Genomic DNA, 23,450 nt, shown 5'->3' on the forward strand with positions numbered 1-23,450 from the left:
AAGTTCAAGCTCTAGCTCTTTGAGCTATTTGCGTTTGTTGAGTCAAAAACATCGTCGAACTCTCGTTTCTCCTCCTTTTACGCTCCTAAATCTCCGTTCTGTAAGGCTTTTCCTTTAATCCGCGCCTTGACGGTGTGGTAGGCGCATTCCTATAGTGTGCGCAAGTGGCGGAAAGTGGCACAAAGTGGGTTTTTTGAACGTAAAACGCTAAAATTTGGAGAAACGCACCTGTGTTTCGCGGAGCTAACGCTATCAGTCTCGATGCAAAAGGCCGTCTCGCCATGCCGAGCCGGTATCGTGACGAGCTCATTTCGCGAAGTTCCGGGCAGTTAATCATCACGATTGATGCCGTTGACCCTTGTTTGTGTGTTTACCCCCTCGATGAGTGGGAGTTGATTGAAACCAAGTTGCGCGCTCTGCCTTCGTTGCGTGAAGAAAACCGCCGTTTGCAACGCCTGCTGATTGGTAATGCCGTCGACCTCGAACTCGATGGCAGTGGTCGTTTCCTGGTTCCACCGCGTCTGCGCGAATACGCCAAGCTGGATAAGCGCGCGATGCTGGTAGGCCAACTGAACAAGTTCCAATTGTGGGACGAAGATGCCTGGGATGCTGTGTCTGCAGCTGACCTGGCTGCTATTCAACAACCGGGCGCCATGCCTGATGAACTGCGTGATTTGATCCTGTGACTATTGATAGCGGCTTTAACCACATCACCGTGCTGCTTGACGAAGCCGTCGAGGCTCTCGCCGTGCGCCCTGATGGCTGCTATCTGGATGGCACGTTCGGGCGCGGCGGGCATAGCCGGTTGATCCTCCGCCAGCTTGGCCCGGAGGGCAAACTCCTCGGGTTCGACAAGGATCCCCAGGCGATTGCCACCGGGCAAGCGCTAGCGGCCGAAGACGGCCGCTTTGTCGTTGTGCAGCGCAGCTTTGCCGAGTTGGGCGCGGAAGTCGCCGAGCGGGGCATGGCGGGCAATGTGGCCGGGGTTTTGCTGGACCTGGGCGTGTCGTCGCCGCAGTTGGACGACCCTGAGCGCGGTTTCAGTTTCATGAATGATGGTCCGCTGGACATGCGCATGGACCCGAGCCGTGGCATCAGCGCCGCGCAGTTCATCGCCACCGCGCCCCACGAAGAAATCACCCGCGTATTCAAGGAATACGGCGAAGAGCGTTTCGCCGGCCGCATGGCCCGTGCCGTGGTAGAGCGCCGGGAAATCCAGCCGTTCGAACGCACCGCCGACCTGGCCGAAGTGCTGAAAGTCGCCAACCCGGCATGGGAGAAGGGCAAGAACCCTGCGACCCGTGCATTCCAGGGCCTGCGCATTCACGTCAACAACGAACTGGGCGACCTGGAGGCTGGCCTCGAGGCTGCCCTGGAGTCCCTGGAAGTGGGCGGTCGTCTGGTGGTGATCAGCTTCCACTCCCTGGAAGACCGCATCGTCAAACTGTTCATGCGTCGTCTGGTCAAGGGCGAAACCGACAACCTGCCGCGCAACCTGCCGGTACGTTTCGAAGCCTTTGTGCCGAAAATCAAAATCCATGGCAAAGCGCAGTTCGCTTCCGAAGCCGAACTCAAGGCCAACCCACGTGCTCGCAGCGCCGTCATGCGTGTTGCGGAGAAGTTGCGGTGAGCAAGCTTTTCGCCAAGCCCCTGCCGGGCGGCAGCTTCTTTATGATGCTGCTGTACGTCGGCGTACTGGTGTCTGCAATTGCGGTGTCCTACAGCGCCCACTGGAACCGTCAGCTGCTCAATAGCCTGTACGGCGAATTGAGTGTGCGCGACAAGGCCCAGGCGGAGTGGGGCCGGTTGATTCTTGAACAAAGCACCTGGACGGCCCATAGCCGCATCGAAGTGCTGGCCTCCGAACAGCTGAAGATGCACATTCCTGGCGCGGCGGAAGTCCGCATGGTGGCGCCATGATGAAACTCGAAGGCGCACTCTACCCGTGGCGCTTCCGCGTCGTGCTGGGCTTGCTCGCGTTGATGGTGGGTGCGATTGTCTGGCGCATCGTCGACCTGCAAGTGGTGGATCGCGACTTCCTGATCGGCCAGGGCGATGCCCGCAGCCTGCGTCATATCCCGATTCCTGCGCACCGCGGGCTGATCACCGACCGTAACGGTGAACCCCTGGCTGTCAGTACACCGGTGACTACGCTGTGGGCCAACGCCAAGGAACTGCAAGGGTTCAAGGACAAATGGACCGAGCTGGCCCACGCCCTCGGCCAGGATCCCAAGGCCCTTAAAGAGCGTCTTGAAGCCCAGGCCAGCAAAGAATTCATCTATCTGGTTCGCGGCCTGACCCCGGAACAGGGTCAAGGCGTGCTCGACCTGAAAATCCCCGGTGTCTACGGCATCGAGGAATTTCGGCGTTTCTACCCGGCCGGCGAGACCACTGCCCACATGGTCGGCTTCACCGACATTGATGACCATGGCCGCGAAGGGGTGGAGCTGGCCTACGACGAGTGGCTGGCCGGGGTTCCCGGCAAGCGGCAGGTCATCAAGGATCGGCGCGGCAGACTGATCAAGGATGTCCAGGTCACCAAAAACGCCAAGGCCGGTAAGCCCTTGGCGTTGTCGATTGACTTGCGCCTGCAGTACCTGGCCAACCGCGAGCTGCGCAATGCGATCATCGATAACGGCGCCAAGGCCGGCAGCCTGGTGATCATGGACGTGAAGACCGGCGAGATCCTCGCCATGGTCAACCAGCCGACCTACAACCCGAACAACCGTCGCAACCTGCAACCGGCGATGATGCGCAATCGCGCGATGATCGACGTGTTCGAGCCGGGTTCGACCATGAAAGCCATCTCCATGAGTGCGGCCCTGGAATCCGGGCGCTGGAAGCCGACCGACAAGGTCGAGGTCTATCCGGGCACCCTGCAGTTGGGCAAATACACCATTCGCGACGTGTCCCGCAGCGAAGGCCCGGTGCTGGACCTGACCGGCATCCTGATCAACTCCAGTAACGTCGGCATGAGTAAAATCGCCTTTGATATCGGCGGCGAAAACATCTACCACCTGGCGCAGAGGATCGGCCTGGGCCAGCCTACCGGCCTGGACTTCCCGGGCGAGCGCGTCGGCAACCTGCCCAACTACCGTGAGTGGCGCAAGGCCGAGACCGCGACCTTGTCCTATGGCTATGGCCTGTCGGTGACCGCGATCCAGCTGGCCCACGCCTTTTCCGTGCTGGCCAACAATGGCCGCATGACGCCGTTGAGCCTGATCCACCTGGACGAAGCGCCGAAATCCGAACAGGTCATCCCGGAAAACGTCGCCAAGACCATGCAGACCATGCTGCAACAAGTGATCGAGGCGCCACGCGGCGTGTTCCGTGCCCAGGTCCCGGCCTATCACGTGGCCGGCAAGTCCGGTACCGCACGGAAGACGTCGGTGGGCACCAAGGGCTATGCCGAAAACTCCTACCGCTCGCTGTTCGCTGGCTTCGGCCCGATGAGCGATCCGCGTTACGCCATCGTCGTGGTCATTGATGAGCCGAGCAAAGCCGGCTACTTCGGTGGCCTGGTCTCGGCCCCCGTATTCAGCAAAGTCATGTCCGGCACCCTGCGTTTGATGAACATCACGCCGGACAACCTGCCGCCGACCCAACAAGCCAACGCCGGACCACCGGTCGCTGCTGTAAAAGCCAATGGAGGGCGCGGCTGATGTCTCTTAGCCTGAACAAGATTTTCGCCCACGCTGGCCGCGATCTGTTGATTCGCGAACTGAGTCTGGACAGCCGTAACGTACGTGCTGGCGACCTGTTCCTGGCTGTGCCGGGCGGCAAGTTCGATGGTCGTGCCCATATCGCCGACGCCCTGCAGCGCGGCGCGGCGGCGGTGGCCTACGAAGTCGAAGGCGCCACTGTATTACCGATTACCGATGTGCCGTTGATTCCGGTCAAGGGCCTGGCGGCGCAGTTGTCGGATATCGCCGGGCGTTTTTATGGCGACCCGAGCCGCCAGCTCAACCTGATTGGCGTCACCGGCACCAACGGCAAGACCAGTGTCACCCAGTTGGTGGCCCAGGCGCTGGATCTGCTGGGCCAGCACTGCGGCATCGTTGGCACCCTGGGCACCGGTTTCTATGGCGCGCTGCAAAGCGGACTGCATACCACACCGAACCCGATTGCCGTGCAGGCGACCCTGGCCGACTTGAAAAAGGCCGGGGCCAAGGCCGTGGCCATGGAAGTGTCGTCCCATGGCCTGGACCAGGGCCGGGTCACCGCCCTGGCGTTCGACGTGGCAGTGATGACCAACCTGTCCCGCGACCACCTGGACTACCACGGCAGCATGGAGGCGTACGCCGCCGCCAAGGCCAAGCTGTTCGGCTGGACCGATCTGAAGTGCCGCGTCGTGAACCTCGATGATGCATTCGGGCGCCAACTGGCCGCAGAAAAAAGCGAAGCGCGCCTGATCAGCTACAGCCTGGAAGACTCCAGCGCCTACCTGTATTGCCGCGAAGCCCAGTTCAATGATGAAGGTGTACTCGCGACGCTGGTCACGCCCCAGGGCGAGCACCACTTGCGCAGTGCCTTGCTCGGTCGCTTTAACCTGAGCAACGTCCTCGCGGCCATCGGCGCCTTGCTGGGCCTGGATTACGCCCTGGACGAAATCCTGCGTGTATTGCCCAAGCTTGAAGGCCCGGCCGGGCGTATGCAGCGCCTGGGGGGCGGGACGCAGCCGCTGGTGGTGGTCGATTATGCCCACACCCCGGATGCCCTGGAAAAAGTTCTCGAAGCCCTGCGCCCTCACGCCAAGGGCAAGTTGCTGTGCCTGTTCGGCTGCGGCGGCGACCGCGATCGCGGCAAACGCCCGCTGATGGCCGAGATCGTCGAGCGCCTGGCCGATGGTGTGCTGGTGACTGACGACAACCCGCGCAGCGAAGCGCCAAGCCAGATTTTCGATGATATCCGCGCAGGCTTCCAAGACGCCTCTCGGGTGAGCTTCGTCGCCGGTCGCGGCGCGGCCATTGCCCAATTGATCGCCAGCGCCAGCGCTGACGATGTGGTGGTCCTGGCCGGTAAAGGCCATGAGGACTACCAGGAAATCAACGGCGAACGCCATGCCTTCTCCGATCTGGTCGAGGCCGATCGCGCCTTGACCGCGTGGGAGGTGGCCCATGCTTAAGGCCATGCAGTTCAGCGAACTGACCCAGGCCTTGTCGGCCCGTGTGTTGTCGAGCGATTGCAGCTTCGACGGCGTCAGTATCGACAGTCGCAACATCAAGCCGGGGCAACTGTTTGTCGCCCTGGCCGGCCCGCGCTTCGACGGGCATGACTATTTGAATGAGGTGGCCGCCAAAGGCGCGGTCGGTGCCTTGGTGCAGCGTGAAGTCACTGACGCGACACTGCCGCAGTTGCTGGTGGCCGACACCCGTCTGGCCCTGGGTCAATTGGGCGCGTTGAACCGCGCGGCGTTCACTAATCCGGTGGCGGCGATCACCGGCTCCAGTGGCAAAACCACGGTCAAGGAACTGCTTGCCGGTATCCTGCGCACGCGCGGGCCGGTGCTGGCGACCCGTGGCAACCTGAACAACGATTTCGGCGCACCGCTGACCCTGCTTGAACTGGCGCCGGAACATACCGCCGCCGTGATCGAGCTGGGCGCGTCGCGCATTGGCGAAATTGCCTACACCGTAGCCATGACCCGGCCGCACGTCGCCATTATCAACAACGCGGGCACTGCCCACGTTGGCGAGTTTGGTGGCCCCGAGAAGATCGTCCAGGCCAAGGGTGAAATCCTTGAGGGACTGGACGCTTCCGGTACCGCAGTCCTGAACCTCGATGACAAGGCCTTCGAAACCTGGCGTGTACGTGCCGCCGGGCGCAAGGTCTTGAGCTTCGCCGTGCACAACGCCGCGGCGGACTTCCATGCCTCGAACATCACGCTCGATGCCCGTGGCTGCCCGGCCTTCACCCTGCACAGCCCGCAAGGTGATGAGCACGTGCAATTGAACCTGCTGGGCAACCACAACGTTGCCAACGCCCTGGCCGCCGCCGCCGCTGCCTACGCCCTGGGCGTGTCGCTGTTCGGCATTGCTACCGGCCTGGGCGCAGTGCAACCGGTCAAGGGGCGCACCGTGGCGCAACTGGCGAGCAACGGCATGCGCGTGATTGATGACACTTACAACGCCAACCAGTCCTCGATCTGCGCGGCCATTGACCTGCTCAAAGGCTTTGACGGTCGCAAGGTGCTGGTGCTGGGTGATATCGCCGAGCTGGGCGACTGGGCCGAACAGTCCCACCGCGAAGTGGGTGCCTACGCCAGTGGCAAGGTCGACGCCTTCTACGCCGTCGGCCCGAACATGGCCCACGCCGTCGCCGCGTTTGGTTTGGGCGCGCGGCACTTCGCGAGCCAGGCCGAGTTGATCCAGGCGCTGGGCGTAGCCGAACAAGACAAACACACAACCATTTTGATCAAGGGATCGCGCAGCGCGGTGATGGAAAACGTCGTCGCGGCCTTGTGTGGCTCAAGTACGGAGAAACATTAATGCTGCTGCTGCTGGCTGAGTATCTGCAACAGTTCCACAAAGGCTTCGCGGTCTTTCAGTACCTGACCCTGCGCGGGATCCTGGGTGTGCTGACCGCGCTGTGTTTGTCGCTGTTTCTGGGGCCATGGATGATCCGTACTCTGCAAAACCTGCAGATCGGCCAGTCCGTGCGCAATGACGGCCCGCAGTCGCACTTGTCCAAGTCCGGCACACCGACCATGGGCGGCGCGTTGATCCTGTCGTCCATCGGCATCAGCACCTTGCTCTGGGCCGACCTGGCCAACCGCTATGTCTGGGTGGTGTTGCTGGTGACCCTGCTGTTCGGCGCCATCGGCTGGGTCGATGACTACCGCAAGGTAATCGAGAAGAACTCCAGGGGGCTGCCAAGCCGCTGGAAGTATTTCTGGCAATCGGTGTTCGGCCTGGGCGCGGCGATCTTTCTTTATATGACTGCGCCGAGCGCGGTGGAAACCACCCTGATTTTCCCGATGCTCAAGGATGCCAGCATCCCGTTGGGCATTGGCTTCGTGGTGTTGACCTATTTCGTGATCGTCGGCTCCAGCAACGCGGTCAACCTGACCGATGGCCTCGACGGCCTGGCGATCATGCCGACGGTGATGGTGGGCGGCGCCCTGGGCATCTTCTGCTACCTGTCGGGTAACGTGAAATTCGCTGAATACCTGCTGATCCCGTATGTACCGGGCGCGGGTGAATTGATTGTGTTCTGCGGCGCGCTGATCGGTGCCGGACTGGGCTTCCTGTGGTTCAACACCTATCCGGCCCAAGTGTTCATGGGCGACGTCGGCGCCCTGGCGCTGGGCGCTGCCCTGGGCACCATTGCCGTGATCGTGCGCCAGGAAATCGTCCTGTTCATCATGGGCGGCGTGTTCGTGATGGAGACCCTGTCGGTGGTGATCCAGGTTGCATCTTTCAAGTTGACCGGTCGCCGCGTGTTTCGCATGGCGCCGATTCATCACCACTTTGAACTCAAGGGCTGGCCGGAGCCACGGGTGATCGTCCGTTTCTGGATCATCACCGTGATTCTTGTGCTGGTTGGCCTTGCCACCCTGAAACTGAGGTAGAAACGAGTGTCCCTGATCGCTTCAGACCACTTCCGCATCGTTGTCGGCCTCGGCAAGAGCGGCATGTCCCTGGTTCGCTTCCTGGCGAACCGGGGCACGTCGTTTGCCGTGGCCGATACGCGGGAAAATCCACCGGAGCTGGTCACGCTGCGCCGTGACTACCCGCACGTGGAAGTGCGTTGTGGCGAGTTGGATGTCGAGTTTCTGTGCCGTGCCGACGAGCTCTACGTGAGCCCCGGCCTGGCCCTGGCGACCCCGGCCCTGCAAGCGGCAGCGGCGCGTGGCGTGAAGTTGTCCGGCGATATCGAGCTGTTTGCGCGTAACGCCAAGGCGCCCATCGTCGCGATCAGCGGTTCCAACGCCAAGAGCACCGTCACCACCCTGGTCGGCGAAATGGCGGCTGCGGCCGGCAAGCGCGTGGCCGTGGGCGGTAACCTCGGTACGCCGGCGCTGGATTTGCTCAGCGACGATATCGAGCTGTATGTCATGGAGCTGTCGAGCTTCCAGCTGGAGACCACCGATCAACTCGGCGCCGAAGTGGCCACCGTGTTGAACGTCAGCGAAGACCATATGGACCGCTACAGCGGCCTGCCGGCTTATCACCTGGCCAAGCACCGGATCTTCCGTGGTGCGCGGCAAGTGGTGGTCAATCGCCAGGATGCCCTGAGCCGTCCGCTGATGGGCGAGGGCCTGCCATGCTGGACCTTCGGCCTGAGCAAACCCGATTTCAAGGGCTTTGGTATCCGTGAAGAGAATGGCGAGAAATACCTGGCCTTCGAATTCCAGAACCTGATGCCGGTCCGTGAACTGAAGATCCGTGGCGCCCACAACCAGTCCAATGCCCTGGCGGCCCTGGCGTTGGGGCATGCGGTCGGCTTGCCGTTCGACGCGATGTTGTCGAGCCTGCGCACCTTTGCCGGCCTGGAGCACCGCTGCCAGTGGGTGCGCGACCTGGATGGCGTGAGTTACTACAACGATTCCAAGGCCACCAATGTCGGCGCCGCGCTGGCCGCCATCGAAGGCCTGGGTGCCGATATCGACGGCAAACTCCTGCTGATCGCCGGTGGCGACGGCAAGGGTGCCGACTTCAAGGACCTCAAGGGCCCGGTGGCTGCTCATTGCCGTGCCGTGGTGCTGATGGGCCGTGACAGCGACTTGATCGCCGCTGCCCTGGGCGACGCAGTGCCGCAAGTGCGCGCCACCTCCCTGGACGACGCCATCGCCCAATGCCGCGCCCTGGCCCAGCCCGGCGATGCCGTGCTGCTGTCGCCGGCGTGCGCCAGTTTCGACATGTTCAAGAACTACGAAGAGCGCGGCCAATTGTTCGCCCGTGCCGTGGAGGGCTTGGCATGAGTCTGGACCTGAAGAACATTATCAAGCCGTACCCGTCGCCGATCATTACCGGGCGCGGGATCGACCTCGACTTCCCGATGCTCGCCGGTTGCCTGGCGCTGCTGGGCCTGGGCCTGGTGATGATCACCTCGGCCTCCTCGGAAGTGGCCGCCGTACAGTCGGGTAACACCCTGTACCACATGATCCGCCACCTGATTTACCTGGTGATCGGCCTCGGTGCGTGCATCGTCACCATGATGATTCCTATCGCCACCTGGCAGCGCCTGGGTTGGCTGATGCTGCTCGGTGCCTTCGGCCTGCTGGTGATGGTAATCGTCCCCGGCATCGGCCGTGAGGTGAACGGTTCGATGCGCTGGATTGGCTTCGGTGCCTTCAACGTGCAGCCTTCGGAAATCGCCAAGGTGTTCGTGGTGATTTACCTCGCGGGCTACCTGGTGCGTCGTCAGAAAGAAGTGCGGGAAAGTTGGATGGGCTTCTTCAAGCCATTCATCGTGCTGCTGCCCATGGCCGGTCTGTTGCTGATGGAGCCGGACTTCGGCGCCACCGTGGTGATGATGGGCGCCGCTGCTGCGATGCTGTTCCTCGGCGGGGTGGGCTTGTTCCGCTTTGCCCTGATGGTCGGGCTCGCCGTGGCGGCCGTGACGATCCTGGTGCAGGCGCAACCCTATCGGATGGCGCGCCTGATCACCTTTACCGACCCCTGGTCTGACCAGTTCGGCTCCGGCTACCAGCTGACCCAGGCGCTGATCGCCTTCGGTCGCGGCGAGTGGCTGGGCGTGGGCCTGGGCAACAGCGTGCAGAAGCAGTTCTACCTGCCGGAAGCCCATACCGACTTCGTGTTCTCGGTACTCGCCGAAGAGCTGGGCGTGGTCGGCTCCCTGGCCACCGTCGGGCTGTTCGTGTTCGTCTGCGTGCGGGCCATGTACATCGGCTTGTGGGCGGAGAAAGCCAAACAATTCTTTGCCGCCTATGTGGCTTACGGCCTGGCCTTCCTGTGGATCGGCCAGTTCCTGATCAACATCGGTGTGAACGTCGGCCTGCTGCCGACCAAGGGCCTGACCCTGCCGTTCCTCAGTTATGGCGGCAGCTCGTTGGTGATCTGCTGTGCCTGTCTCGGCTTGTTGCTGCGTATCGAGTGGGAGAGTCGAACCCATTTGGGCAGCGAAGAGATGGAATTCAGCGAGAGCGATTTTGCCGAGGAGCCGACCCATGGGCGCTAACGTGCTGATCATGGCGGGCGGCACCGGCGGCCACGTGTTCCCGGCGCTGGCCTGTGCCCGTGAGTTCCAGGCCCGCGGCTACACCGTGCATTGGCTGGGTACGCCCCGTGGCATCGAAAATGAACTGGTTCCGGCGGCCGGCTTGCCCCTGCACCTGATCAACGTCAGCGGCCTGCGCGGCAAAAGCAAATTGTCCCTGCTCAAGGCGCCGTTCGTGTTGCTCAAGGCGGTGTGGCAGGCGCGCAAGGTTATCCGTGAGTTGAAGCCGGTGTGTGTGCTGGGCTTTGGTGGCTATGTCACCGGTCCCGGCGGTGTGGCCGCGCGATTGGCCGGTGTGCCGGTGATCGTCCACGAGCAGAACGCTGTGGCCGGTACTGCCAACCGCCTGTTGGCGCCATTGGCGGCGCGAGTCTGCGAGGCATTCCCGAATACGTTTGCAGCCATGGACAAGCGCCGCACCACCGGTAACCCGGTGCGTACCGAGCTGTTTATGGACATTGCCCGCCAGGCCCTGACCGGGCGCAAGGCGCACCTGCTGATCCTCGGCGGAAGCCTGGGCGCCGAACCGCTGAACAAGCTGCTGCCGGAGGCGCTGGCGCAACTGCCTGTGGAACTGCGTCCCGAGATTTTCCATCAGGCAGGCAAGAACCACGATGAAGTGACTGCCGCCCGCTATCGCGAGGCCGGTGTCGAGGCGACTGTAGAGCCTTTTATCAAAGACATGGCCCATGCCTATGGCTGGGCCGACCTGGTGGTCTGTCGCGCAGGTGCGTTGACCGTCAGTGAACTGGCTGCTGCCGGTCTGCCGTCCTTGCTGGTGCCTTTGCCCCATGCGATCGACGATCACCAGACCCGCAACGCCGAATATTTGGCCGGGGAGGGCGCTGCCTTCCTGCTGCCGCAAAGAACGACTGGCGCCGCCGATCTGGCCGCACGCCTGACTGAGGTTTTGATGCAACCCGAACGACTGAACAGCATGGCGAGCACCGCAAGCCGCCTGGCCAAACCCGACGCCACCCGTAGCGTGGTCGATATCTGCCTGGAGGTGGCCCATGGTTGAGAATCAAAAAGCCATGCCGCAACCGGAAATGCGCCGCATCCGTCGCATCCACTTCGTCGGTATCGGCGGCGTGGGCATGTGCGGGATCGCCGAGGTGTTGCTGAACCTGGGTTACCAGGTCTCCGGCTCCGACCTCAAGACCTCGCCGGTCACCGAGCGCCTGGAATCGTTTGGCGCACAGATCTTTATCGGCCACCGTGCCGAGAACGCCGCGCAGGCCGATGTACTGGTGGTCTCCAGTGCCGTGAACACCTCCAACCCGGAAGTGGCCACCGCCCTTGAACGCCGTATTCCCGTGGTGCCCCGCGCCGAGATGCTGGCCGAGCTGATGCGTTACCGTCACGGCATCGCCGTCGCCGGTACCCACGGCAAGACCACCACCACCAGCCTGATCGCTTCGGTATTTGCCGCCGGCGGCCTGGACCCGACCTTCGTGATCGGTGGCCGGCTGAATGCAGCAGGTACCAATGCACAACTGGGTACCAGCCGTTACCTGATTGCCGAAGCCGATGAAAGCGATGCCAGCTTCCTGCACCTGCAGCCGCTGGTGGCCGTGGTCACCAATATCGACGCCGACCATATGGCGACTTACGACGGCGACTTCAACAAGTTGAAGAAAACCTTCGTCGAGTTCCTGCATAACCTGCCGTTCTACGGTTTGGCCGTGGTGTGCCTGGACGATCCGGTAGTGCGCGAAATCCTGCCGCTGGTCAAGCGTCCGACCGTGACCTATGGCTTCAGCGAAGACGCCGACGTGCGCGCGATCAATGTACGTCAGCAAGGCATGCAGACCTTCTTTACCGTGTTGCGCCCGGATCGCGAGCCGCTGGACGTCTCGGTGAACATGCCGGGCAACCACAATGTGCTCAATTCCCTGGCGACCATCTGCATCGCCACCGATGAGGGCGTCAGCGATGAAGCCATCGTCGAAGGCCTGTCGGGCTTTGCCGGTGTGGGCCGGCGCTTCCAGGTCTACGGCCACCTGCCGGTAGACGGCGGCGACGTGATGCTGGTGGATGACTACGGTCACCACCCGACCGAAGTCGCGGCCGTGATCAAGGCCGTGCGTGGTGGCTGGCCGGAGCGTCGCCTGGTGATGGTCTACCAGCCGCACCGCTACAGCCGCACCCGTGACCTGTACGACGATTTCGTAAATGTATTGGCCGATGCCAACGTGCTGCTGTTGATGGAAGTCTACCCGGCCGGTGAAGAACCGATCCCCGGCGCCGACAGCCGCAAGCTGTGCAACAGCATCCGTCAGCGCGGGCAACTGGACCCGATCTATATCGAGCGCGGCGTGGACCTGGCGCCGGTCGTCAAGCCGCTGTTGCGTGCCGGCGACATCCTGCTGTGCCAGGGTGCCGGTGATATCGGCGGCCTTGCCCCTAAATTGCTCGCGAGCCCGCTGTTTGCTGCCGCGCCTGCCCAGGGGAAGTCGAAATGACCACCAACTACGGCTCCCTGTTCTCCACCATCGCGCCTGCCGACTTCGGCCGCGTGGCGGTACTGTTCGGCGGCAAGAGCGCTGAGCGCGAAGTGTCGCTCAAGTCCGGCAATGCTGTGCTCCAAGCGCTGCAAAGTGCCGGTGTGAACGCCTTTGGTATCGACGTGGGCGATGACTTCCTCGCTCGCCTGCAGGCCGAGAAGATCGACCGCGCCTTCATCATTCTTCACGGCCGTGGTGGTGAAGACGGCAGCATGCAGGGCCTGCTGGAGTGCGCCGGGATCCCTTACACCGGCAGCGGCATCCTTGCCTCGGCACTGGCCATGGACAAGTTGCGCACCAAGCAGGTGTGGCACAGCCTGGGCATTCCGACGCCGCGTCACAGCGTTTTGTGCAGCGAAGACGATTGTATTTCTGCGGCCAAGGAACTGGGCCTGCCTTTGATCGTCAAACCAGCCCATGAAGGCTCCAGTATCGGCATGGCTAAAGTGAACTCGGCCGCCGAATTGATCGACGCATGGAAAGCGGCAAGTACCTACGATTCGCAAGTGTTGGTGGAACAGTGGATCTCCGGTCCCGAATTCACCATCGCGACCCTCCGTGACCAGGTATTGCCGCCTATCGCGCTGGGCACCCCCCATACCTTTTACGACTACGACGCCAAGTACCTGGCCTCCGATACCCAGTACCGGATCCCATGCGGCCTCGATGCAACCAAAGAGCAGGAATTGATGGACCTCACAGCGAAAGCCTGTGAGGCGTTGGGTATCGCCGGTTGGGCGCGGGCAGACGTGATGCAGGATGACCAGGGGAACTTCTGGTTCCTTGAAGTCAACACCGCACCGGGCATGACCGACCACAGCCTGGTCCCCATGGCTGCACGCGCAGCCGGCCTGGACTTCCAGCAGTTGGTGCTGGCGATCCTGGCCGCCAGTTATGTGGCCGGTAATGTGGCCGGTAATGAAGAGGCACGAGGTTAAGACCATGCAAGGCGCATCGCTTCGCCATCAGCCACCCGCTCCCGGCCGCAAGCCGGTGCCGCGTGGTGCCAGTCGAATGGTGGCTAAAGAGCCGATGTCGGCGCGCCTGCCGAAAGCCAACTTTGGTTTTCTCAAGGCCCTGTTCTGGCCGGTGCTGTTGGTGGCGTTGGGCTTTGGCACCTATGAAGGTGCGCAGCGCCTGTTGCCGTATGCCGACCGCCCCATCACCAAGATCAGCGTGCAGGGCGACTTGAGCTACATCAGCCAGCAAGCGGTGCAGCAGCGGATCGCGCCTTTTGTCGCGGCGAGCTTCTTCACCATCGACCTGGCAGGCATGCGTGCCGAACTGGAGCAGATGGCGTGGATTGCCCACGCCGAAGTACGGCGCGTGTGGCCGGATCAAGTGACGATCCGCCTGGAAGAACAACTGCCCGTGGCCCGTTGGGGTGACGAAGCGCTGTTGAACAACCAGGGCCAGGCGTTCAACCCGCGTGAGCTGGCCAACTACGAGCATTTGCCGCAGTTGTTCGGGCCGCAACGGGCGCAACAACAAGTGATGCAGCAGTACCAGGCGTTGAGCCAGATGCTGCGGCCACTGGGCTTCTCCATTGCGCGCCTGGAATTGCGCGAGCGGGGCAGCTGGTTCCTGACCACCGGGGCAGGCAGTTCCGGCCCGGGCATCGAGTTGTTGCTGGGACGCGACCACTTGGTGGAGAAGATGCGCCGCTTTATCGCCATCTACGACAAAACCCTGAAAGAACAGATTACGAACATTGCGAGCATCGACCTGCGTTACGCCAACGGCCTGGCCGTTAGCTGGCGCGAACCGGCTGCGCCCACGGCAGCGCAACCCGCTGTCGCGAAGAATTAAGAAGAGGCAGGACCCATGGCAAACGTGCAAAGCGGCAAAATGATCGTCGGTCTCGATATCGGCACCTCCAAGGTGGTGGCGCTGGTAGGCGAGGTCGCGGACGACGGCACGCTGGAAATCGTCGGAATCGGCACGCATCCGTCCCGGGGCCTGAAGAAGGGCGTGGTGGTCAACATCGAATCCACCGTGCAGTCGATCCAGCGCGCTATCGAAGAAGCGCAACTGATGGCGGGCTGCCGAATTCACTCGGCATTCGTCGGCGTGGCGGGCAATCACATCCGCAGCCTGAACTCCCACGGCATCGTGGCGATCCGCGACCGTGAAGTCAGCTCGGCCGACCTTGAGCGCGTCCTCGACGCTGCCCAGGCCGTGGCGATCCCGGCTGACCAGCGTGTGCTGCACACCCTGCCGCAGGACTACGTGATTGATAACCAGGAAGGCGTACGTGAGCCCCTGGGCATGTCGGGCGTCCGCCTGGAAGCCAAGGTCCACGTGGTGACCTGCGCCGTGAATGCCGCACAGAACATTGAAAAATGCGTGCGTCGTTGCGGCCTGGAAATCGACGACATCATTCTTGAGCAGTTGGCCTCGGCCTACTCGGTCCTGACCGACGACGAAAAAGAGCTGGGCGTGTGCCTGGTGGACATCGGCGGCGGCACCACCGATATCGCGATCTTTACCGAAGGTGCGATCCGTCACACCGCGGTGATCCCGATTGCCGGCGACCAGGTGACCAACGACATCGCCATGGCCCTGCGGACACCGACCCAGTACGCCGAAGAAATCAAGATCCGCTACGCCTGCGCCCTGGCCAAGCTGGCCGGTGCCGGCGAGACCATCAAGGTGCCGAGCGTGGGCGACCGTCCACCGCGTGAACTGTCGCGCCAGGCCCTGGCCGAAGTGGTCGAGCCGCGCTACGACGAACTGTTCACCCTGATCCAGGCTGAACTGCGTCGCAGCGGCTACGAAGATTTGATCCCGGCCGGCATCGTGCTGACCGGTGGCACCTCGAAGATGGAAGGCGCGGTCGAACTGGCCGAGGAAATCTTCCACATGCCGGTCCGCCTGGGCGTGCCCCATGGCGTCAAGGGCCTGGGCGACGTGGTGCGCAACCCGATTTATTCCACCGGTGTGGGCTTGCTGTTGTACGGCCTGCAAAAGCAGACCGACGGCATTTCCCTGTCGGGCATTGGCAGCCGCGAAAGCTATAGCAGTGACGAGCCCAAAGCGCCGTTGCTGGAGCGCCTGCAGGCTTGGGTGAAAGGCAATTTCTAAAGATTTACCGCAACACCGTTTCAAAGTAGTAGGCGAAAAAACTAGAGAAATGAAAGGAGAGGGAAAATGTTCGAACTCGTAGACAACATCCCCGCAAGCCCGGTTATTAAAGTAATCGGTGTCGGCGGTGGCGGCGGCAACGCTGTCAATCATATGGTCAAGAGCAACATTGAAGGCGTTGAATTCATCTGCGCCAACACTGATGCCCAGGCGCTGAAGAGCATCGGCGCGCGGACCATCCTGCAATTGGGCACAGCCGTGACCAAGGGCCTGGGCGCTGGCGCCAATCCGGAAGTCGGCCGTCAAGCCGCCCTGGAAGACCGCGAGCGTATTGCCGAAGTGCTGCAAGGCACCAACATGGTGTTCATCACCACCGGCATGGGCGGCGGTACCGGTACCGGTGCGGCGCCAATCATTGCTGAAGTAGCCAAGGAAATGGGGATCCTGACGGTCGCTGTCGTGACCCGTCCGTTCCCGTTCGAAGGCCGCAAGCGCATGCAGATCGCCGACGAAGGTATCCGTCTGCTGTCTGAAAGCGTTGACTCGTTGATCACCATCCCCAACGAGAAACTGCTGACCATCCTCGGTAAAGACGCCAGCCTGCTGTCGGCTTTCGCCAAGGCCGATGACGTACTGGCCGGTGCCGTTCGCGGTATCTCCGACATCATCAAGCGTCCGGGCATGATCAACGTCGACTTTGCCGACGTACGCACGGTCATGAGCGAAATGGGCATGGCGATGATGGGCACTGGCTGCGCCAGCGGTCCTAACCGTGCACGTGAAGCGACCGAAGCGGCCATCCGCAACCCGTTGCTCGAAGACGTGAACCTGCAAGGTGCACGCGGCATCCTGGTGAACATCACCGCCGGTCCTGACCTGTCCCTGGGTGAGTACTCCGACGTGGGTAGCATCATCGAAGCCTTCGCTTCCGAGCACGCGATGGTCAAGGTCGGTACCGTTATCGATCCAGACATGCGCGACGAGCTGCATGTGACCGTGGTTGCCACAGGTCTGGGCGCTAAAATCGAGAAACCGGTGAAGGTTATCGACAATACCGTGCACACCAGCCAGGCCTCGGCCGCCGCTCCAGCACCTGCTCGTCAGGAACTGCCGTCGGTGAACTACCGTGATCTGGATCGTCCGACCGTGATGCGCAACCAGGCCCAGGCCGGTGCTGCGGCGTCCCGTAGCCCGAATCCGCAAGATGATCTGGACTATCTGGACATCCCGGCTTTCCTGCGTCGTCAGGCCGATTAATGGAATGTATCAGGGCTATGAAGGTGATTGGTGTTCAGCAAAGGTCTGGTCTGCTATTATCGCCAGCCTTTGTTGATACCAGTTCGCAATTTGCGCTGAAGCGGTCCAAGCCATGATTAAACAACGCACCCTGAAGAATATTATCCGTGCCACAGGTGTAGGTCTGCACTCCGGGGAGAAGGTATACCTGACTCTCAAGCCCGCACCTGTCGACACCGGCATCGTGTTTGTTCGTGCCGACCTGGACCCTGTGGTGCAGATTCCTGCTCGCGCGGAAAACGTTGGCGAAACCACCATGTCGACCACATTGGTCAACGGTGACGTCAAAGTGGACACGGTGGAGCACTTGCTCTCGGCCATGGCTGGCCTGGGCATCGATAACGCCTACGTCGAGCTCTCCGCGTCTGAAGTCCCGATCATGGATGGTAGCGCTGGACCTTTCGTATTCCTGATTCAATCTGCCGGCCTGGAAGAACAGGACGCAGCCAAGAAGTTCATTCGCATTCTGCGGGAAGTGACAGTAGAAGACGGCGACAAGCGCGCCACCTTCGTCCCGTTCGAAGGCTTTAAAGTGAGCTTTGAGATCGATTTCGATCACCCGGTATTCCGTGACCGCACCCAAAGTGCAAGCGTGGATTTTTCCAGCACTTCGTTCGTAAAAGAAGTCAGCCGCGCCCGTACCTTTGGTTTCATGAGTGACATCGAGTACCTGCGCAAGCACAACCTCGCACTCGGCGGCAGCGTTGAAAACGCCATCGTGGTCGACGCGGATGGTGTACTGAACGAAGACGGCCTTCGCTATGAAGACGAATTCGTGAAGCACAAGATCCTCGATGCAATTGGTGACCTCTACCTGCTGGGCAATAGCCTGATAGGCGAGTTCAAAGGCTTCAAGTCGGGCCATGCACTTAACAACCAGCTCCTGCGCAAGTTGATTGAGCAGAAAGATGCTTGGGAAGTCGTGACCTTCGAAGATGCCAGCACCGCACCGATCTCTTACATGCGTCCCGTTGCGGCGGTGTAAGTAACAACTCTCTTTCTTTAGTTTTTAAAGGCTGCCTTCGGGTGGCCTTTTTTTATGGCGGTGGTTTGTGGCTCCGCCAATGTTCAATCAAGGCGCAAAACAGACCTGCGGTGACAAGCTCCCTCGCCACAATAGGTACGCAACCACTACCTCACCAGGGCCGCATCGACGACGCGGTTACGCCCGCTATTTTTCGCCTCATACAATGCCCGGTCAGCACTGAGCAGCAACTCCTCCAATGACGCGCTGCTGCGTTTGTCCCAGGTGCTCAGGCCGATACTCACCGTAATAGGCTCGCTATCACCGGCAACCGGCGGCAAGTGCTGGATCCCCTGGCGGATATGCTCGGCAATCGTCCTGGCACCGCTGGCATCGGTATGCGGCAGGATCACCGCAAACTCTTCGCCGCCGTAACGTGCCGCCAGATCGGCCGGGCGGCGGATTTGGCGGCCGATCACCTGCGCCACGCTGCGCAAGGCTTCATCCCCCCCCTGATGGCCATGGCGGTCGTTGAAGGCCTTGAAGTGGTCGACGTCGATCATCAGCACAGACAAGGGCTCGGTCGAGCGGCGGGCGCGCTCCCATTCCAGAGCCAAGCGCTGGTCGAGGGTCCGGCGGTTGGCCAGGCCGGTCAGGCCGTCCGTGGCTGCCAGTTCTGACAGCACCTTCTCGGCGCGATAGCGGCGCCGCAGCTCCAGGCGCAACATCCAGCTCAGCCACAGCAGGCCCACACACAACACCCCGGTGGCCCCTGCCGTCAGCCACGCGGCGCGCTGCCAGGCGGCGAACACATCGTCGCTGGCCAACGCCACCACCACGATCAATGGCAACCGCCCCACATTGGTAAAGGTATACAGCCGTGGCGTACCGCTGATCGCAGAGATGGCCCGGAAGCTGCCGCTGCCTTCTTTCAGCATGCGCTTGAAGTTGGGGAGTGAACTCAGGTCCTTGTCGATCATGTCCTGTTCGAGCACGGGGTGCTGGGCCAGCAGGATGCCCTGGTTGTTCAGCAGGTTGATGGTGTTACCGTTGCCGATGGTCAGGCTGCTGAACAGTTGGTCGAAATACGCCAGGCGCATGGTCGCCACGGCCACCCCGGCAAACTCGCCGTCGGGCCCGGTCACGCGGCGGCTGAAGGCGATACGCCAGACCTGCTCGCACTGACAATGGATCTTGAACGGGCGGCTGATAAACAGTCCGGCCTCGGGGTTCTGTTGATGGACCTGGAAGTAGTCGCGGTTGGCGAAGTTACGTCGGGTTGGGGTCAGCGTCGACGAGTCGGCAAGCACCGCGCCCTGGGCGTCCAGCAGCAGGACTTCACCTTTATAGGGGGCTGCGGTGGACTGGTCGAATTGCAGTTGATGCCGCACATCCGCCGGCAGTCCCGACAAGTCCTTGCCGGCCGCCTCAATCAGGCCGTGCAGTGCCAAGTCATAGAGCTCGACGTTGCGCAGCACATCGGCATTGATCAGTTGGGTGATATTGCTGGTAGACCGTTGGGCGGTCTGCAGCGTGCTGGCATGTTCGCGGATCAGCAGCACGGCGACGATGATCAGGATCAGGGTGACGGTGAGGCCACTGCCCAGAATCAGCAAAAGCTCCGGGCGTGCAGGCAGGTTAAGGGCGCGGCGTTGACTCATCGGACGGACTTCGGCGGTGACGATGAGGGCAGTTTAGTTCCGCGCGCCTGAAATTAGCTCATCGGCAAAAAAGATAATTGGCCGTCAGAACACATTGATCGGGTAGTCGACGATCACCCGGTACTCATCCACATCGCGGTCCACCGCCGAGTAGCCATTGCTGCCCCGGTTGGTCGCCCATTGCAGGCGCACCGCCAGGTCCTTGGCCTTGCCGCCCTGCACCACGTACTTGAGGTCGATATCCCGTTCCCAGTGCTTGGCGTTCTTGCCGTCGGCGCTGTACCAGGCCGAGTAGCCGCGGCTGTTGGGGTCGACTTTGGTCAGGTCGGTCTTGCCGCTGATGTACGACACCGCTGACGTCAGGCCAGGGACGCCGAGCCCGGCGAAGTCATAGGCGTACTTGAGCTTCCACGAGCGCTCGTTGGGGCCGTTGAAGTCCGAGTATTGCTGGGAGTTGTCCAGGTACACGCTGTCGCCCTGGGCGATATAGTCGAACGGCGTGTTGCCGTTGACCCGCTGGTAGGCGGCCATGACGCTGTGATTGCCCACGCCCACAGTGAAATGCAGGCTGTAGGTGTTGTTGTCGATATCCCCCAGCAAGGCATTGCCGGTGTCCTGGGTATGGTAGAAGTGCAGGCCCGGGTTGAGGCTGACCAGGTCATTGACCGCGTAGGTGTAGTCCAGGTCGTAGTAGTACTGGTTCCACACGTCCTTGAGTTCGGAGGCGTACAGGTTGCTGGTCAGCCCTGGCAGACCGCTCCAGGCCACGCCTGCCCAGTTCATATGCTGGCTGTCCTGGCCCTTGGGCAGCGCGCCATAGCTGGTGCCGATGCGCCCGTGGCCGCTCTGGTTGTAGAGCTTGGCAAAGCTGGCCTGGCCGCCTTCGAACATCCAGCCGTCGAGGCTGTGGTTGGTCAGGCTGACGCCACGGAAGGTCTCGGGCAGCATGCGGGTCATGCCGCCGGCAATTACCGGGTTGTTGAGGAACAGATCGCCGGCTTTGAATTCGGTATCCAGAGCGCGGATTTTCAAGGTGCCGCCACCGGTGGAAAACGAGCCCGGCGCTTTGCCGTTGCCGCTGCCGTACGGCAGGATGCTGGAGCCGTCCGTACCGCCGCCGCCGTCCAGTTTCAGGCCGAGCATGCCATGCACATCCAGGCCGAAACCCACGGTGCCCTGGGTGTAACCGGACTCGAAGACCCCGAGGAAGCCTTGGCCCCACTCTTTGCTGTCGTCGGTGTGAATGTCGCGGCGGTCACGATTCATGTAGTAGTTGCGGGTGTTGATATTGAGGCTGGAGCCTTCGACGAATCCGTCGGTGGGAGGGGTGTCTGCGGCATGGGCGATAGGGGAGATAGTTGCTGCAATCGCGAGGAATAACGGGGTGAATGTCAGCGCGGTTTTCACCGGGGGAGCTCCTTTGGGTCAGTCTGAACGGCCAATGTTGTGGGGTGTTCCTGGCCTTTTTTACGGCAAAAAAAAGCCGCTGAAGTCAGCGGCTTTAAGACAGATTCCCAGTGTAGAGCCCTGGAAATAAGTCGAGGGAAATGGCAGGGCGGGTCGGCTGTCTTTGCCGTCTCGCTCGTCGATGCGACATATTGGCGCAGGCGAGCGGTACGGTACAGAGTGTAACAAGATAATGACTGTTGCCCAAATCGCAACAGTCGAGACGATGAAGACCCTCTATGGGAATGGGCTTATGTCGGAGTGATTTTGAAATTCAGATCGGCAGGGTGATACCAAAGGTGTTGCCACCGTGTTCACTGCGCACAAACACCTCCCCGCCATGCATCAAGGCAATCGCCTTGACGATGGCCAACCCCAACCCATGATTGGCCCCGCTGTTGCTGCGCGAGGCGTCGACGCGGTAGAAACGCTCGAACAACCGTGGCAAATGCTCGCTGGCGATCCGTTCTCCAGGGTTGGTCACGCCAATCAGCACCTGCTGCTCGTGCGTTTCAATCCGCACCTCGATCACTTGCCCCGGCGAGGTGTGCTGCACGGCGTTGTTCAGCAGGTTGATCAGGGCCCGGCGCAAATGGGCCTTTTCGATCCTCACCTGGGCATCGCCGACCACCGTGACCTGCACCTGGGCGTCTTCAAGGATAAAGTCCAGATAGTCGAGGGTGGTCGCCACCTCATCGGCCAGGGAGCTTTCAACCAGCTTGGTGGCTTTGCTGCCCTGGTCGGCGCTGGCCAGGAACAGCATGTCATTGATGATCGAACGCAGGCGCTCCAACTCCTCCAGGTTCGATTGCAGCACTTCAAAGTAATGCTCGGCCGAGCGGCCACGTGTCAGCGCCACCTGGGTCTGGCCGATCAGGTTGGTCAGTGGCGAGCGCAGTTCGTGGGCCACGTCGGCGTTGAACGACTCCAGGCGCGAGTAGGCGGTTTCCACCCGCTCCAGGGTGGAGTTGAAGGCATTGGCGAATTGCTTGAGTTCCGGGGGCAGCGGCGACAATTGCAAGCGCCCGGACAGTTTCGGCGGGGCCAGTTTTTGCGCTTCGTCCGAGAGCCTGATCAGCGGCTTGAGGCCGATGCGCGCGACCCAGAAGCCCAGCAGCGAAGCCAGCACCACGCCGATAAACGCCAGGCTGATCAACGCCATCAGCAAATGGTGCTGGGTGGCGCGGAAGTTGGCGGTGTCGATGGCGATCATAAAGCGCAGCGGCGGGCGCAGGTCCTTGGCCGGGAACTGGCTGACCAGCACCTTGAACGGATACGCATGCCCCGGCAGGTATAAATCACGCTTGCCCGTGGGGCCGGCGGCGAACTCGCGAAGGTGCGCGTCCGGGTTGCCGTACTCATAGGCCGGGTCGCTGCTCACTACCCAGAAGCGTATGCGTGCATCCTCTTCGCCCAGCAGCTTGAGTTTGTTGGTCATTTTCACCCAGTGATCCGGCGTGCCGAAACGTGTGATCGACGACTCCAGCACACTGTAGCGCGCATCCAGTTCGGCCTCCGGCAACAGGCCCAGGCCACGGTCCACCTGCTGGTAGAGCGCGCCGCCGATCAGCAGGAAAATCACCAGCGCGACCAGGGTGAACATGCCGCTCAGGCGCAGGGCAATCGAGTTACTCGACACTGCGGTTCTCCAGTACATAGCCCATGCCACGGATGGTGTGCAGCAGCTTGTGCTCGAAGGGCCCGTCGAGCTTGGCCCGCAGGCGCTTGATCGCCACTTCGACCACATTGACGTCGCTGTCGAAATTGATGTCCCAGACCATTTCCGCAATCGCCGTCTTGGACAGGATCTCGCCCTGGCGCCGCGCCAGGACGCTGAGCAGCGAGAACTCCTTGGCCGTCAGGTCCAGGCGCAGGCCGGCGCGGCTGGCCTTGCGGCTGATCAGGTCGATCCACAGGTCGGCAACGGTCACCTGCACCGGTTCATGCCCGCCGCTACGGCGGGTCAGGGCTTGCAGGCGGGCGACCAGTTCGAGAAAGGAAAACGGCTTGCCCAGGTAATCGTCGGCGCCTTCGCGCAGGCCGCGAATGCGGTCTTCCACGCGCTCGCGGGCAGTCAGCATGATCACCGGGGTTTGTTTACGCGCCCGCAGTGCGCGCAGCACGCCAAACCCGTCGAGGCCGGGCAGCATCACATCGAGCACGATTACTGCATAGTCGCTTTCCAGGGCCAGGTGCAGGCCCTCGATGCCGTCGCGGGCGACGTCCACCGTGTAGCCTTGTTCCGTCAGCCCGCGATGCAGGTAGTCGGCGGTTTTCTCTTCGTCTTCAATAATCAGGACACGCATGACC

At 61.8% G+C, this 23,450-nt stretch carries 20 protein-coding genes; 16 read left to right on the plus strand and 4 right to left on the minus strand.

Annotated elements, in window-relative coordinates; translation table 11 throughout:
- Positions 1 to 230: 230 nt before the first annotated feature.
- The 16 genes from mraZ to lpxC all read left to right on the plus strand — a co-directional run bounded on the left by mraZ (position 231) and on the right by lpxC (position 18,054).
- Complete coding sequence (gene mraZ / locus JFT44_RS01910; RefSeq protein ID WP_003171868.1) at positions 231 to 686, plus strand: division/cell wall cluster transcriptional repressor MraZ; 456 nt, start codon at positions 231 to 233, stop codon at positions 684 to 686.
- A complete protein-coding gene (gene rsmH / locus JFT44_RS01915) occupies positions 683 to 1,630 on the plus strand; it encodes a 16S rRNA (cytosine(1402)-N(4))-methyltransferase RsmH (protein WP_374066890.1) in 948 nt (315 codons plus the stop codon). Before mraZ ends, rsmH begins: the two co-directional genes overlap by 4 nt.
- Positions 1,627 to 1,920 (plus strand): cell division protein FtsL, encoded by a 294-nt coding sequence (gene ftsL, locus JFT44_RS01920; protein ID WP_057438173.1) that lies wholly within the window; start codon positions 1,627 to 1,629, stop codon positions 1,918 to 1,920. The genes rsmH and ftsL overlap by 4 nt, the downstream gene beginning before the upstream one ends.
- Positions 1,920 to 3,662, plus strand: coding sequence for a penicillin-binding protein 2 (locus JFT44_RS01925; RefSeq protein ID WP_198830329.1), 1,743 nt, complete (start codon positions 1,920 to 1,922; stop codon positions 3,660 to 3,662). The genes ftsL and JFT44_RS01925 overlap by 1 nt, the downstream gene beginning before the upstream one ends.
- Positions 3,662 to 5,125 carry a UDP-N-acetylmuramoyl-L-alanyl-D-glutamate--2,6-diaminopimelate ligase gene (locus JFT44_RS01930; RefSeq protein WP_057438177.1) on the plus strand — a complete coding sequence of 488 codons (1,464 nt, stop codon included), beginning with the start codon at positions 3,662 to 3,664 and terminating at the stop codon, positions 5,123 to 5,125. Before JFT44_RS01925 ends, JFT44_RS01930 begins: the two co-directional genes overlap by 1 nt.
- The gene (gene murF / locus JFT44_RS01935) at positions 5,118 to 6,488 is read left to right on the plus strand and encodes a UDP-N-acetylmuramoyl-tripeptide--D-alanyl-D-alanine ligase (protein ID WP_120734128.1); all 1,371 of its coding nucleotides are present in this window, start codon (positions 5,118 to 5,120) and stop codon (positions 6,486 to 6,488) included. The genes JFT44_RS01930 and murF overlap by 8 nt, the downstream gene beginning before the upstream one ends.
- Positions 6,488 to 7,570 (plus strand): phospho-N-acetylmuramoyl-pentapeptide-transferase, encoded by a 1,083-nt coding sequence (gene mraY, locus JFT44_RS01940; protein ID WP_057958502.1) that lies wholly within the window; start codon positions 6,488 to 6,490, stop codon positions 7,568 to 7,570. The genes murF and mraY overlap by 1 nt, the downstream gene beginning before the upstream one ends.
- A gap of 6 nt (positions 7,571 to 7,576) precedes the next feature.
- Complete coding sequence (gene murD, locus JFT44_RS01945; protein WP_198830303.1) at positions 7,577 to 8,923, plus strand: UDP-N-acetylmuramoyl-L-alanine--D-glutamate ligase; 1,347 nt, start codon at positions 7,577 to 7,579, stop codon at positions 8,921 to 8,923.
- Positions 8,920 to 10,143 carry a putative lipid II flippase FtsW gene (gene ftsW / locus JFT44_RS01950; protein WP_057958504.1) on the plus strand — a complete coding sequence of 408 codons (1,224 nt, stop codon included), beginning with the start codon at positions 8,920 to 8,922 and terminating at the stop codon, positions 10,141 to 10,143. The genes murD and ftsW overlap by 4 nt, the downstream gene beginning before the upstream one ends.
- Complete coding sequence (gene murG / locus JFT44_RS01955; protein ID WP_057438181.1) at positions 10,133 to 11,203, plus strand: undecaprenyldiphospho-muramoylpentapeptide beta-N-acetylglucosaminyltransferase; 1,071 nt, start codon at positions 10,133 to 10,135, stop codon at positions 11,201 to 11,203. The genes ftsW and murG overlap by 11 nt, the downstream gene beginning before the upstream one ends.
- Complete coding sequence (gene murC / locus JFT44_RS01960) at positions 11,196 to 12,647, plus strand: UDP-N-acetylmuramate--L-alanine ligase (RefSeq protein ID WP_057958505.1); 1,452 nt, start codon at positions 11,196 to 11,198, stop codon at positions 12,645 to 12,647. The genes murG and murC overlap by 8 nt, the downstream gene beginning before the upstream one ends.
- Positions 12,644 to 13,627 (plus strand): D-alanine--D-alanine ligase, encoded by a 984-nt coding sequence (locus JFT44_RS01965; protein WP_057958506.1) that lies wholly within the window; start codon positions 12,644 to 12,646, stop codon positions 13,625 to 13,627. Before murC ends, JFT44_RS01965 begins: the two co-directional genes overlap by 4 nt.
- A 4-nt stretch (positions 13,628 to 13,631) precedes the next feature.
- A complete protein-coding gene (locus JFT44_RS01970; RefSeq protein ID WP_057438185.1) occupies positions 13,632 to 14,498 on the plus strand; it encodes a cell division protein FtsQ/DivIB in 867 nt (288 codons plus the stop codon).
- 15 nt (positions 14,499 to 14,513) lie between these two features.
- Positions 14,514 to 15,773, plus strand: a complete 1,260-nt coding sequence (gene ftsA / locus JFT44_RS01975) for a cell division protein FtsA (RefSeq protein WP_029297837.1) — start codon at positions 14,514 to 14,516, stop codon at positions 15,771 to 15,773.
- Between the two features lie 66 nt (positions 15,774 to 15,839).
- Positions 15,840 to 17,030 (plus strand): cell division protein FtsZ, encoded by a 1,191-nt coding sequence (gene ftsZ / locus JFT44_RS01980; protein ID WP_057444456.1) that lies wholly within the window; start codon positions 15,840 to 15,842, stop codon positions 17,028 to 17,030.
- Between the two features lie 112 nt (positions 17,031 to 17,142).
- The gene (gene lpxC / locus JFT44_RS01985) at positions 17,143 to 18,054 is read left to right on the plus strand and encodes a UDP-3-O-acyl-N-acetylglucosamine deacetylase (RefSeq protein ID WP_029297841.1); all 912 of its coding nucleotides are present in this window, start codon (positions 17,143 to 17,145) and stop codon (positions 18,052 to 18,054) included.
- 146 nt (positions 18,055 to 18,200) lie between these two features.
- Here lpxC and JFT44_RS01990 read toward each other — a convergent pair whose 3' ends face one another.
- The 4 genes from JFT44_RS01990 to JFT44_RS02005 form a co-directional block, all read right to left on the minus strand.
- Positions 18,201 to 19,694 (minus strand): sensor domain-containing diguanylate cyclase, encoded by a 1,494-nt coding sequence (locus JFT44_RS01990; RefSeq protein ID WP_120734126.1) that lies wholly within the window; start codon positions 19,692 to 19,694, stop codon positions 18,201 to 18,203.
- Positions 19,695 to 19,778: 84 nt separating this feature from the next.
- A complete protein-coding gene (locus tag JFT44_RS01995; protein WP_057958508.1) occupies positions 19,779 to 21,101 on the minus strand; it encodes an OprD family porin in 1,323 nt (440 codons plus the stop codon).
- A gap of 313 nt (positions 21,102 to 21,414) precedes the next feature.
- Positions 21,415 to 22,779 carry a heavy metal sensor histidine kinase gene (locus JFT44_RS02000; protein WP_057958509.1) on the minus strand — a complete coding sequence of 455 codons (1,365 nt, stop codon included), beginning with the start codon at positions 22,777 to 22,779 and terminating at the stop codon, positions 21,415 to 21,417.
- Positions 22,769 to 23,446 (minus strand): heavy metal response regulator transcription factor, encoded by a 678-nt coding sequence (locus JFT44_RS02005; protein ID WP_198830304.1) that lies wholly within the window; start codon positions 23,444 to 23,446, stop codon positions 22,769 to 22,771. Before JFT44_RS02005 ends, JFT44_RS02000 begins: the two co-directional genes overlap by 11 nt.
- Positions 23,447 to 23,450 lie beyond the last annotated feature (4 nt).

Origin of the sequence: Pseudomonas sp. MF5691, assembly GCF_016405645.1 — a bacterium.
Lineage (GTDB): Bacteria > Pseudomonadota > Gammaproteobacteria > Pseudomonadales > Pseudomonadaceae > Aquipseudomonas > Aquipseudomonas shahriarae.